11 protein-coding genes are annotated in these 11,805 nt (G+C 59.8%); 2 read left to right on the top strand and 9 right to left on the bottom strand.

All coding sequences use genetic code 11. The annotated features are described in order from the left end of the window. Positions 1–187: 187 nt before the first annotated feature. Positions 188–610 carry an OsmC family protein gene (locus tag ACIQVE_RS23550; RefSeq protein ID WP_003228794.1) on the bottom strand — a complete coding sequence of 141 codons (423 nt, stop codon included), beginning with the start codon at positions 608–610 and terminating at the stop codon, positions 188–190. A 235-nt stretch (positions 611–845) separates the two neighbouring features. Between ACIQVE_RS23550 and crp the strand changes: the two genes are divergently transcribed. Beyond that, positions 846–1,490, top strand: a complete 645-nt coding sequence (crp, locus tag ACIQVE_RS23545; protein ID WP_150601818.1) for a cAMP-activated global transcriptional regulator CRP — start codon at positions 846–848, stop codon at positions 1,488–1,490. Here crp and ACIQVE_RS23540 read toward each other — a convergent pair. From ACIQVE_RS23540 to ACIQVE_RS23525, 4 genes are all read right to left on the bottom strand, one after another. Next, the gene (locus ACIQVE_RS23540; protein ID WP_402812857.1) at positions 1,487–2,188 is read right to left on the bottom strand and encodes a biotin/lipoate A/B protein ligase family protein; all 702 of its coding nucleotides are present in this window, start codon (positions 2,186–2,188) and stop codon (positions 1,487–1,489) included. The two genes, crp and ACIQVE_RS23540, sit on opposite strands and share 4 nt — an antisense overlap. A 133-nt stretch (positions 2,189–2,321) precedes the next feature. After that, the gene (gene trpC, locus ACIQVE_RS23535; protein ID WP_402812855.1) at positions 2,322–3,158 is read right to left on the bottom strand and encodes an indole-3-glycerol phosphate synthase TrpC; all 837 of its coding nucleotides are present in this window, start codon (positions 3,156–3,158) and stop codon (positions 2,322–2,324) included. Beyond that, positions 3,155–4,204 (bottom strand): anthranilate phosphoribosyltransferase, encoded by a 1,050-nt coding sequence (trpD, locus tag ACIQVE_RS23530; RefSeq protein ID WP_402812853.1) that lies wholly within the window; start codon positions 4,202–4,204, stop codon positions 3,155–3,157. The genes trpC and trpD overlap by 4 nt, the downstream gene beginning before the upstream one ends. Before the next feature lie 9 nt (positions 4,205–4,213). Beyond that, on the bottom strand, positions 4,214–4,807 hold the full coding sequence (locus ACIQVE_RS23525) for an aminodeoxychorismate/anthranilate synthase component II (protein WP_025113531.1): 594 nt from the start codon (positions 4,805–4,807) through the stop codon (positions 4,214–4,216). A 407-nt stretch (positions 4,808–5,214) separates the two neighbouring features. On the opposite strand from ACIQVE_RS23525, the gene estP reads away from it, so the two are divergent. Then, positions 5,215–7,125, top strand: a complete 1,911-nt coding sequence (gene estP, locus ACIQVE_RS23520; protein WP_402812851.1) for an esterase EstP — start codon at positions 5,215–5,217, stop codon at positions 7,123–7,125. 171 nt (positions 7,126–7,296) lie between these two features. Here the strand turns inward: estP and trpE are convergent, their stop codons facing one another. From trpE to ACIQVE_RS23500, 4 genes are all read right to left on the bottom strand, one after another. Continuing rightward, positions 7,297–8,778, bottom strand: a complete 1,482-nt coding sequence (trpE, locus tag ACIQVE_RS23515; protein WP_402812848.1) for an anthranilate synthase component I — start codon at positions 8,776–8,778, stop codon at positions 7,297–7,299. A 70-nt stretch (positions 8,779–8,848) separates the two neighbouring features. Further along, on the bottom strand, positions 8,849–9,667 hold the full coding sequence (locus ACIQVE_RS23510) for a phosphoglycolate phosphatase (RefSeq protein WP_402812845.1): 819 nt from the start codon (positions 9,665–9,667) through the stop codon (positions 8,849–8,851). Further along, positions 9,664–10,338 carry a ribulose-phosphate 3-epimerase gene (rpe, locus tag ACIQVE_RS23505; RefSeq protein ID WP_402812843.1) on the bottom strand — a complete coding sequence of 225 codons (675 nt, stop codon included), beginning with the start codon at positions 10,336–10,338 and terminating at the stop codon, positions 9,664–9,666. The genes ACIQVE_RS23510 and rpe overlap by 4 nt, the downstream gene beginning before the upstream one ends. Positions 10,339–10,452: 114 nt before the next feature. Next, positions 10,453–11,601 carry an iron-containing alcohol dehydrogenase gene (locus ACIQVE_RS23500; protein ID WP_402812841.1) on the bottom strand — a complete coding sequence of 383 codons (1,149 nt, stop codon included), beginning with the start codon at positions 11,599–11,601 and terminating at the stop codon, positions 10,453–10,455. Positions 11,602–11,805 lie beyond the last annotated feature (204 nt).

Below are 11,805 nucleotides of genomic sequence, written 5' to 3'. Positions count from 1 at the left end.
GTCAAATGCGAACAACGCACCTGCGTAGGACGGTTAACACCTCTTCGCGATGGCGATTTTGGTTATCTGTTCAGGCGGATGACCCGTCGATTGACCGATCACTGCCCTGAAAAAAGTGGCGCATTATGCAGACGTCAGCGGGGGATCGCCAGAGTCTGCACTGCTTTTATGATAGTTGAATGTCGCTTCAACCGAGTTCGACGATTTCGTAATCGTGGGTGATCGCCACGCCAGCTGCGCCGAGCATGATCGAGGCCGAACAATACTTCTCGGCAGACAGTTCGATGGCGCGTTTAACCTGGGCTTCTTTCAGGCCACGGCCCTTGACCACGAAGTGCATGTGGATCTTGGTGAACACCTTCGGGTCTTCGGTGGCACGCTCGGCTTCGAGGAAGGCTTCACAGCTTTCAACGGCCTGACGGGACTTCTTCAGAATGCTGACCACGTCGAAGTTGCTGCAACCGCCGACACCCAGCAGGAGCATCTCCATCGGGCGGACACCCAGATTACGACCACCGGCGTCCGGCGGACCGTCCATGACCACGACATGACCGCTACCGGATTCGCCGAGGAACATGGCTTCGCCAGCCCATTGGATGCGTGCCTTCATCGCCCAGACTCCACTGTAAAAAAAGGGTCGCCAGCTTAGCACAGGGAATTGCCCTGACAGCGCGCAGCCTTCCTAGGACGAATGCTCCAACTGTGTAGGTAATTTCTCGAATTTGCGACGAAGTGTCTGGTAAGCTGGCGCCAATTCGCTGGCGCCCTTGCCAGCTGTGTAGCGACCATCTTCAGCGCCTCATAAAAAATCAAACATCACCGTGCAGTCTTTTCGGGATACAACCATGGTTGCTATTACCCCCACACCCAAAATCAAGAACCTCGACAAGCTGTTGATGCATTGTCAGCGCCGTCGTCATGCAGCCAAGAGCAACATCATCTGTGCCGGCGACCGTTCGGATACGCTGTACTTCATCATCAAAGGCTCGGTGACGATCCTGATCGAAGATGACGACGGTCGCGAGATGATCATCGCTTACCTGAACGCCGGGGACTTCTTCGGTGAACTGGGCCTGTTCGAACAGGCTGGCCAGGAACAGCAACGCAGCGCCTGGGTGCGGGCCAAGGTTGAATGCGAAGTGGCGGAAATCAGTTACGTGAAATTCCGCGAATTGTCGCAACAGGATCCAGACATTCTTTACGTGCTCAGCGGACAAATCGCACAACGCTTGCGCAACACTACGCGCAAGGTCGGCGATCTGGCGTTCTTCGACGTGACCGGTCGTGTCGCCCGTTGCCTGCTGGAACTGTGCAAACAGCCGGATGCGATGACCCATCCCGACGGCATGCAGATCAAGGTGACGCGTCAGGAGATCGGGCGGATTGTCGGCTGTTCGCGGGAGATGGTCGGTCGCGTGCTCAAGGATCTTGAAGAACGCAACCTGGTCGATGTGAAAGGCAAGACCATGGTGGTCTTCGGTACACGCTAAGCGCTGTACATCTGCGCCAGCATCAAACGAAACAACTCATCAAGACGCGCCAATGCCTGTGGCGCGTTGAATTTTTCATACAGGGCAATGTGGCTTTGCGCGCGCACCCGTTGCTCGAGGCCACAGGCTTCGTTGAAGCGATTGACTGCCGCCACCATCGATTCGCGCTCGTTATCCATCAACATCGCACCGTGCACTAAACCCACCGGACGCTGCCCCCCCTGACTCTGACGCCAGCGTTGGGCGGTGCCGACCATTTTGCGGCCGTCGAGATTGACGTTGAAGCGACCGTCGCAGAACGCACCGTCAATTTCACCCAGTGACGACGTACCGCCCAACTCATCCAGCAACTGACAAATCGGATCGCAAAGACGCCGGTAGCCCGTTTCGATGCGATTCAGATCGCCTTCGCTGCGCGGTGGTGCGTAGACCAGTGCGATGTTGATGGTCGAAGCGGATTGCGGGACAGGTTCACCGCCCGTCTCGCGAAGGAGCACTGGCCAGCCGGCGGCGGCGGAGACTTCACAGGCGTGATCGAAACCGGGTAGACGATTGAGACGACGAGGCATGACCAGCGCGCGGTCATTGGGTTGCCAGAATAGAAGGCCGAACTCTGAATGACCGGCGCAGACTGAGGCCAGTAGATCCTGTTCGGCTTGCAGGCCGGCTTCGATAGTGAGGGAGGTTGGCAACGACATTAACGACTCCGGCAGGCTTGGAATCTCTATTGGTTTTGAAGGCCTATTCGCGAGCAAGCTCGCTCCCACAGGGGAATGTTTTCCAATGTGGGAGCGAGCTTGCTCGCGAATGGATCGACTCGGTCTGTAGGAATCAGTCGAGCGTCGAACCGCTGATCGAAACGCCTCGTTCCGGAAAAAACAGACGCTGCAATTCAGTGCCCGGGCTCTCCGCACGCATGAATGCCTCGCCGACCAGAAACGCATAAACGTCGCTGATTTCCATCAGCTCGACATCGGCACGATTGAGGATGCCGCTCTCGGTGATCACCAGACGATCGCGCGGAATACGCGGCAACAAATCGAGGGTGGTTTCCAGGCTGACGTCGAAGGTATGCAGGTTGCGGTTGTTGACCCCGACCAGTGGTGTGTCGAGTGTTTTCAACGCGCGCTCCAGTTCATCACCGTCGTGCACTTCCACCAGCACATCGAGACCGACGCCTTTGGCCACCGCAGCCAGTTCGGCCATTTTCACATCGTCCAGCGCGGAGACGATCAACAGCACACAGTCGGCACCCAGTGCGCGGGCTTCGACGATCTGGTACGGATCGATCATGAAGTCCTTGCGGATCACCGGCAGCATGCACGCAGTGCGAGCCTGTTGCAGATACGCGTCGGCGCCCTGGAAGTAATCGATGTCGGTCAGCACCGAAAGACAAGTCGCCCCGCCCTTCTCGTAGCTTTTGGCGATGTCGGCCGGAACGAAGTTCTCGCGGATCACGCCTTTGCTCGGCGAGGCTTTCTTGATTTCGGCAATCACCGCCGGTTGTTTCTTCTTGGCCTGCGCCAGCAATGCCTGGGCAAATCCACGGGGTGCATCGGCCGCCTTGGCCAGACTTTCCAGCTCGCTCAGGCTCACGCGGGCGCTACGCTCGGCGACTTCCTGAACTTTGCGGGCCAGAATGTTTTCCAGAACCGTCGGTACACTCATCCCTCATTCTCCACTCTGAATACCGCGGTAAAGGCACCCAGCTCCTCGAGTTTCTCCCGAGCGAGGCCGGTGTGCAGGGCGTCGTGCGCAAGCTCCACGCCCTGTTTCAAACTGCTGGCGACGTCGGCGGCATACAGCGCTGCACCGGCGTTGAGCACAATCATTTCAGCGGCTTTCTGGCCGTTTTCGGTTTTACGCTTGCCCAGTGCATCGCGGATCAGCGCCAGCGACGCTTCCGGGCCATCGACCGACAAGCCGTGCAGGCTCTGGCTCTTCATGCCCAGATCTTCCGGCTCGACCCAATATTCGGTGATTTCGTTGTTTTTCAGCTCGGCGACAAAAGTCGGCGCGGCGAGACTGAACTCGTCCAGACCGTCCTTCGAATGCACCACCAGCACATGTTTACTGCCCAGACGCTGCAAGACTTCGGCCAGAGGCCGGCACAAGGCCTGAGTAAACACACCCACCACCTGATGTTTCACACCGGCCGGATTCGTAAGCGGGCCGAGCATGTTGAACAGCGTACGCAGGCCGAGATCGCGGCGCGGGCCGGCGGCGTACTTCATGGCTTTGTGATGGGTCTGGGCAAACATGAAACCGATGCCGACGTTGTCGATGCAACGGGCGACTTGAACCGGCGTCAGATTGAGGTAGATACCGGCTGCTTCGAGCAAGTCGGCGCTGCCGCTCTTGCCCGAGACCGCACGATTGCCGTGCTTGGCCACGGTGCAACCGGCAGCGGCAACCACAAACGAAGAGGCGGTGGACACGTTGAAAATGTTCGCGCCGTCACCGCCGGTGCCAACCACATCGACCACACCGTCGAGAGTCTTCAGTTCGACTTGATCGGCCAGCTCACGCATGACCGACACGGCGCCGACAATCTCGTCGATGCTTTCGCTTTTCATGCGCATGGCCATCATGAACGCGCCAATCTGCGCGTCGCTGCATTGGCCGGTCATGATTTCGCGCATCACATCGCGCATTTCTTCGGTGCTGAGGTCGAGGTGCTCGACGATACGGCTCAGGGCTGTCTTGATATTCATGGGAAGTCCTTAGCGCGTGCCGCCGGTTTGTTTGAGGAAGTTGGCAAACAGTTCATGGCCCTGCTCAGTCAGGATCGACTCGGGGTGGAACTGTACGCCCTCAATGTTCAGGGTCTTGTGACGCAGGCCCATGATTTCGTCGACTGAGCCGTCATCGTGTTGCGTCCACGCGGTCAGTTCCAGGCAATCGGGCAAAGTATCGTGCTTGACGATCAGCGAGTGGTAGCGGGTGACTGTCAGCGGATGATTCAGGCCAGCGAAAACGCCCTTGTCCTCATGGAATACCGGACTAGTCTTACCGTGCATTACCTGGCGGGCGCGCACCACGTCGCCGCCAAAGGCCTGGCCGATAGACTGGTGGCCGAGGCAGACGCCAAGAATCGGCAGTTTGCCGGCGAAGTGCTTGATAGCCTCGATGGAAATACCGGCTTCGGTCGGCGTGCAAGGGCCGGGGGACACCACGATGCGCTCGGGGTTAAGCGCTTCGATTTCGGCGATGGTCAATTCGTCGTTGCGCACGACTTTGACTTCGGCACCCAGCTCGCCGAGGTATTGCACAACGTTGTAAGTAAAGGAGTCGTAGTTGTCGATCATCAGCAACATGGCGTTTCGAACCTCTTGAATTCTGACTTGAAGACAGCCTTCAGATGACTTGCCCGCAGGGCGCTGCACGATGTCGGACGCACAAGGGGCGTCGGCAAAGCGGCAATTCAAACGAGCAAGGAAGGCAAAGCGATACAGATCCGGCCGGGCCGGCAGAAAAGATTCAGGCGCGCCAACGCCAACGGGCGTGTGCCTTGATGACTTGATCCAGAAGTTTGCTGGTGATCAACACGGGGAAGGTCTCGTTCATACGTTCCAGCACAGTAACTTAGCTGGGCGGAGCGTGCAATATGGCCGGGCCTGTGGGGGATAAATCCAGAGGAGGATTCGCGACCGATGGCAAAAGGCCGGAAGTTTTTGGTACTGTCGTTTTGTTCACCTACAACAATAAATAAACGGACTTGCTCATGATCAAACAGACGTTGTTTGTACCGCTGGCCAGCTGCTTGCTCGCATTGGCCTGTGCGCAGGCGAATGCCGCGCCCAATCCTTATTCGAATTTCATTGTTTTCGGCGACAGCCTCAATGACGCCGGCACCTTTAGCGACAGCGGCGGCCCGGACGGCGCCACCCAGCGCTACACCAACCGCACCGGCCCGGTGTATCTGGATGGCAGCGGCGAATTGCGCTCGCTCAATGCGACGCAGATCCTCGGCGGCAAACTGGGGTTCTCGCCGGATCAGACGGCGTCCTCGTCATCGGCAGTACGCGCGAGCGACGGGCTGGCCGATGGTAGCAACTGGGCGGTAGGCGGCTATCGCACCGACCAGATTCTCGATTCGATCACTACGCAATCCGCCACCGGTGAACGCACCCGCGCCGGTTACCTGCCGTCGAACGGCTTTCGCGCCGATCCGAATGCGTTGTATTACCTCTCGGGGGGCGGCAATGACTTCCTTCAGGGGCGCGTGACCAGTCTGCCACAGGCCAGCGCTGCGGCTGATCGTCTGGCGAGCAGCGCGCAAACCCTGCAACAAGCCGGCGCCCGTTACATCATGGTATGGCTGCTGCCGGACATCGGCTTCACCCCGGCCTTCAATGGCACTCCACTGCAAGCGCTCACGTCCCAGCTCAGCAATCAGTTCAACACCGAACTGGTCAGCCAGTTGCAGCGCGTCAACGCCAACGTGATCCCACTGAACATTCCGGTGCTGCTCAAAGAGTCGTTTGCCAACCCGGGCCAGTTCGGTCTGGCCACCGACCAGAACCTCAGCGCCACCTGCTTCAGCGGCAACGGCTGCACCGAAAATGCCCGGTACGGGATCAACAGTGCGACGCCAGACCCGACCAAGCTGATCTACAACGATGCAGTTCACCCCACCGAAGCCGGCCAGCGTCTGATCGCCGATTACGCTTACTCGCTGTTGGCCGCGCCGTGGGAAGCGACCCTGTTGCCAGAGATGGCGCAAGGCACCCTGCGCTCGCATCAGGATGAACTGCGCAACCAGTGGCTGGCCGACTGGCAAAACTGGCAAGGCGTTGGCCAATGGCGCGCGATTGTCGCCGGCGGCGGCCAGCATCAGGACTTCGACTCTCAGGACAGCGGCGCCAGCGCCGACGGCAATGGCTACAACTTGAACATCGGTGGCAGCTACCGCCTCAACGACGCCTGGCGCGTTGGCCTGGCGGCCGGGTTCTACAACCAGAAACTCGAAGCTGGCGAGCATGATTCCGACTACAAGCTGAACACCTACATGGGCACCGCTTTCGCCCAGTACCAGCAGAACCGCTGGTGGGGTGACGCGGCCGTGACCGCCGGGCACCTGGATTACGACAGCCTCAAGCGTAAATTCCAGTTGGGGGCGAACGAGCGCGGCGAGAAAGGCGACACCGACGGCTATGTGTTGGCCTTCAGCGGACGCGTGGGTTACGACATCGCGCCAGAGGCGAGCAGCCCATGGCACCTGTCACCCTTCGTGAGTGCTGATTTCGCCAAGGTCGAGGTCGATGGTTATTCAGAGGACGGCGCTGACTCCACCGCGCTGACATTCGATGATCAGTCGCGCATCTCCCGGCGTCTCGGTCTCGGGATTCAGGGCAAATACCAGATCACTTCGCAAACCCAGGTGTTCGGTGAATTGGCTCACGAGCGTGAGTACAACGATGACGCCCAGGATGTGACGATGAATCTCAACAGCCTGCCGGGCAACCACTACACCCTGGAAGGCTATACCCCGCAGACCAACCTCAATCGCTTGAACCTGGGCGTGAGCCACAACCTCACCAAAGACCTGGCGCTGCGTGCCAGCTACAATGTTCGCAAGGATGATGACTTTACCCAGCAAGGGATCAACGTTGGGGTGGTGTTGGATTTCTAAATCGCAGGTATAAAAAAGCGGCGCCCTCACAAGGCGCCGCTTTTTTATGGCTACACACAAATCGAATGTGGGAGCGAGCTTGCTCGCGAAGAGGGCGTGTCAGTCGCCATTAATGTCAGCTGACACGCCGCTTTCGCGAGCAAGCTCGCTCCCACAGGTTGTGGTGCAGTCTCAGGCGTCCGGCGTTTGCTCGGCCAGTGCCACGGCGCGGAACATCGCGCGGCGTTTGTTCAGGGTTTCTTCCCATTCCAGCGCCGGCACCGAATCGGCGACGATGCCGCCACCGGCCTGCACATGCAGCTCGCCGTCCTTGATCACCGCGGTGCGAATCGCAATCGCCGTGTCCATGTTGCCGTTCCACGCGAAGTAACCGACCGCGCCGCCATACACGCCACGCTTGACCGGTTCCAGCTCATCGATGATTTCCATCGCACGAATCTTCGGCGCACCGGACAAAGTGCCCGCCGGCAGAATCGCTCGTAGCGCGTCCATCGCCGTCAGGCCTTCCTTCAACTGACCGGTAACGTTGGACACGATGTGCATCACGTTGGAATAACGCTCGATGACCATTTTTTCGGTGAGTTTCACCGAACCGATTTCCGAGACGCGCCCCGTATCGTTACGACCCAGATCGATCAGCATCAAGTGCTCGGCGATCTCTTTGTCATCCGACAGCAAGTCTACTTCCAGCGCCAGATCCGCTTCTTCGGTCGCGCCGCGTGGGCGAGTACCGGCAATCGGGCGCACGGTGATCAGGTTGTCTTCGACCCGCACCAGCACTTCCGGCGAACTGCCGACGACATGGAAGTCGCCGAAGTTGAAGAAGTACATGTACGGCGTCGGATTGAAGCAACGCAGTGCGCGGTACAGGTCGATCGGCGCAGCCTTGAAGTCGATCGACATGCGCTGCGACGGCACGACCTGCATGCAGTCACCGGCAAGGATGTATTCCTTGATGGTCTCGACGGCTTTTTCGTAATCGTTCTGGGTGAAACTGGAGCGGAACACCGGGTCGGCCGACTGCTGCTTGCTGAAGTCGAGGCCGCGACGCGGAGTAATCGGCTGGCGCAGTTGCTCGAGCAATTCCTGCAAACGCGCCTGACCTTGCTCGTAGGCATCCGCCTGCGCCGGATCAGCCAGTACAATCGCGTGCACCTTGCCGGCAAGGTTGTCGAACACGACGACCGCATCGGAGACCATCAGCAAAATGTCCGGCACGCCCAGTGGATCCGGGTTCGGGCATTTGCCCAAACGCTTCTCGACATAGCGCACGCAGTCGTAACCGAAATAACCGACCAGACCACCGTTGAAACGCGGCAGACCGGCGATGGTCGGCACGTTGTAGCGGGCCTTGAAGGTTTCGACGAAGGCCAGTGGGTCTTCGACGTCGTGGCTTTCGGTCTCGACGCCATCGACGGTGATGCTGACGTGATGGTCGTGAACCCGCAGCACGGTGCGGCACGGCAGGCCGATGATCGAATAACGGCCCCATTTTTCGCCGCCCTGCACCGATTCGAGCAGGTAGGAGTTGGGCTTGTCGGCCAGTTTCAGGTAGATCGACAGCGGCGTGTCGAAATCGGCCAGGGTTTCGCAGGCCAACGGAATGCGGTTGTAGCCGTCAGCGGCCAAGCGCAGGAATTCTTCGCGGATCATAGGGTGCCTCGTGGTGTGAGGTGTCATCAGTCAGGTGTGCAAACGCGCCGGCAGGCCGGCCAGGAACAAGTCAGGCGCGCCAACGCCAGCGGGCCAGGGCCTTGATGACTTTCATCCAGAGTTTGCGGGTGACCACCACGATGGCGTTTCCAGAAGGGGGTTGAACAGCGTCGGGCAACGTTATCCCACCGGCCAGATCCAGGCAACCGGGAATTAGCTTGCGCAGATCGTCGATCACCAATGCCGGGGATTCCTCGGCAATCGGTCGGCCGTGGTTGTAGCCGTAGCTCAGCGCCACACACTTGACCCCCGCCGCTTTCGCCGCCAGCACGTCGCTGCGCGAGTCGCCGACGAACAGCGATTGCGAGGCCGGGATGTTGGCCATTTTCATCACGAAGAACAGCGCCGCCGGATCAGGTTTCTGCTGCGGCAGGGTATCGCCGCCGATGATCCACTTGAAGTAGCGGCCGATCTTCATCTGATCCAGCAACGGCGCGACGAAACGCTCCGGCTTGTTGGTGATCAGCGCCATGGCCACGCCCTGCTTTTGCAGCCATTTGAGGGTGTCGCGCACGCCCGGATAAACCACGGTCAGTTCATGGCTAGCGCCGTAGGCGTCCATGAACACTTCCAGCGCGTGTTCGGCCTCGACGTCATCCACCGCCGAATGATCGATGCCGCCGGCCAGAGCCCGACGCACCAATACCGGCGCGCCGTTGCCCACCCACTCGCGCACCGACTCGATGCCCGCAGGCTGGCGGCCGAGGCTGAGCAGCATGTTGTCCACCGCTGCCGCCAGGTCGGGAACCGAGTCGATCAGCGTGCCATCCAGATCGAACATCACCAACCGTGGCAGTTTGCCCGGGAACAGCTGCTCAAAACCACTCATGGACGAGTCAGCGCCAGTTCGGAGCGCATCTTGTCGATGACGTCCTGATAGTTCGGCGCATTGAAGATCGCCGAGCCGGCGACAAAGGTGTCGGCGCCAGCGGCGGCGATTTCACGGATGTTGTTAACGTTGACGCCGCCATCAATTTCCAGACGGATGTCACGGCCCGACGCATCGATGATCGCCCGTGCTTCGCGCAGTTTGTCGAGGGTGCCGGGAATGAACTTCTGCCCGCCGAAACCCGGATTGACGCTCATCAGCAAGACCATGTCGACTTTGTCGATGACGTACTTGAGCACGTCCAGCGGGGTCGCCGGGTTGAACACCAGACCGGATTTGCAGCCGCCCTCGCGGATCAGTTGCAGCGAGCGATCGACGTGCAGCGTGGCTTCCGGGTGGAAGGTGATGTAAGTCGCGCCGGCTTCGATGAAGTCGCCAACAATGCGATCCACCGGGCTGACCATCAGGTGCGCGTCGATTGGCGCGGTAACGCCGTACTTGCGCAGTGCCGCGCACACCATCGGGCCGATGGTCAGGTTGGGCACGTAGTGGTTGTCCATGACATCGAAGTGGACGAAGTCGGCGCCAGCGGCGAGGACGTTGTCCACTTCTTCGCCGAGGCGGGCAAAGTCGGCGGAGAGAATCGACGGAGCAATTACGAAGGGCTGCATGACGCACCTTTTCTGAGCTAAATCACGATGGCGCGCATTGTATACCTCAAGTTTCCGCGCGCGCACCGTGACCGCGATGATTGGGTTGTGCCATGACCGATAGTCGACGGCGGATCAGTACGCCGCGCGGTAAATCTTCTCGATATCCGCAGCGCTGAGCTTGCGCGGGTTGTTACGCATCAGACGCTCGATGCCCGCGGCCTCCACGGCCATGGCCGGGATCGCTTCTTCGGGCACGCCAAAACTGCGCAGCCCGGCAGGAATTTCCACCGCCGCGCACAGATCGGTCATGGCCTGCACGGCTTTGTCCGCTGCCTCGTTGAGACTCAGATGCGCGGTCTTCACCCCCATGGCTTCGGCAATATCCTGCATGCGCTCGACGCAGGCCATCTTGTTCCAGGTCATCACATACGGCAGCAGCAAGGCGTTACTGACGCCGTGGGCAATGTTGAATCGCCCGCCCAGCGGATACGCCAGCGCATGCACCGCGCCGACCCCGGCATTGCCGAACGCCATACCGGCCATCAGGCTTGCGGTGGCCATGTCTTCGCGCGCTTGCAGATTGGCGCCGTTCGCGTAGGCCTTGGGCAAGGCGCTGGCGATCAGTTTGATTGCGCCAATGGCGAGGGAATCGGTGATTGGCGATGCGTTGACCGACAGATAGGATTCGATCGCGTGCACCAGCGCATCGACGCCACTGGCAGCGGTGACGCTGCGCGGGCAAGTCAGGGTCATCTGCGGGCTGACCAGCGCGACGTCCGGTAATAGATAGTCGCTGACGATGCCCTTCTTCAGTTGCGCGACTTTGTCCGAAAGAATGGCAACGTTGGTCACTTCCGAGCCGGTGCCGGCGGTGGTGGGGATGGCGATCAGCGGCGGGCCTTTGCGTGGCACCTGGTCGACGCCGAACAAATCCTCCAGCGCGCCGTGGTAACCGGCATACGCCGCGACACTTTTGGCGATGTCGATGGCACTGCCGCCACCGAGGCCGATCAAACCGTCATGCCCGCCCTCGCGGTAGGCGCGCATGCAGTCTTCGACGATAGCGATTTCCGGATCCGGCAGCACGCGGTCGAAAATCTCGTACTCGCGCCCGCCCAATTGGCACAGAGCCAGCTCGACGGTGCCGGACTTGACCAGCGCGGCGTCGGTGACGATAAGCGGATTGTCGATATCGAGGCGAGTGAGTTCGGCCGCCAGTTGCTCGATGGCCCCGGCGCCGGTGATCAGTTTGTGAGCGATTTTGAACTGGGAAAGACTCATCGTGCGCAGCCTCTTATAGATGTGGGAGCTGGGCACAAGATTAGCTGGGGATTTGGGGTTGTCTGCTATTCAGGTGGTGAATGGTCAATTGATAGCAAGACCAAGAGCCCCTCACCCTAGCCCTCTCCCGGAGGGAGAGGGGACTGACCGAGCAGTTCTTGCGAGTTATACCGACATGGAATATCGAGTCGAACTCGGGTTTGA

Origin of the sequence: Pseudomonas sp. NPDC098747, from assembly GCF_044760045.1 — a bacterium.
In the GTDB taxonomy this organism is placed as follows: domain Bacteria; phylum Pseudomonadota; class Gammaproteobacteria; order Pseudomonadales; family Pseudomonadaceae; genus Aquipseudomonas.
The sequence above is the reverse complement of the archived record's forward strand: the minus strand, read 5'-3'. Positions and strand labels throughout refer to the sequence as shown.

Bases quoted from the DNA above. Each gene is read 5' to 3' on its own strand.
- ACIQVE_RS23525 (WP_025113531.1), bottom strand. From the start codon at position 4,807: ATGTTGCTGATGATCGACAACTACGACTCCTTTACTTACAACGTTGTG.
- ACIQVE_RS23510 (WP_402812845.1), bottom strand. From the start codon at position 9,667: ATGAGTGGTTTTGAGCAGCTGTTCCCGGGCAAACTGCCACGGTTGGTG.
- trpC (WP_402812855.1), bottom strand. From the start codon at position 3,158: ATGAGTGTACCGACGGTTCTGGAAAACATTCTGGCCCGCAAAGTTCAG.
- trpE (WP_402812848.1), bottom strand. From the start codon at position 8,778: ATGATCCGCGAAGAATTCCTGCGCTTGGCCGCTGACGGCTACAACCGC.
- ACIQVE_RS23550 (WP_003228794.1), bottom strand. From the start codon at position 610: ATGAAGGCACGCATCCAATGGGCTGGCGAAGCCATGTTCCTCGGCGAA.
- ACIQVE_RS23500 (WP_402812841.1), bottom strand. From the start codon at position 11,601: ATGAGTCTTTCCCAGTTCAAAATCGCTCACAAACTGATCACCGGCGCC.
- rpe (WP_402812843.1), bottom strand. From the start codon at position 10,338: ATGCAGCCCTTCGTAATTGCTCCGTCGATTCTCTCCGCCGACTTTGCC.
- trpD (WP_402812853.1), bottom strand. From the start codon at position 4,204: ATGAATATCAAGACAGCCCTGAGCCGTATCGTCGAGCACCTCGACCTC.
- estP (WP_402812851.1), top strand. From the start codon at position 5,215: ATGATCAAACAGACGTTGTTTGTACCGCTGGCCAGCTGCTTGCTCGCA.
- ACIQVE_RS23540 (WP_402812857.1), bottom strand. From the start codon at position 2,188: ATGTCGTTGCCAACCTCCCTCACTATCGAAGCCGGCCTGCAAGCCGAA.
- crp (WP_150601818.1), top strand. From the start codon at position 846: ATGGTTGCTATTACCCCCACACCCAAAATCAAGAACCTCGACAAGCTG.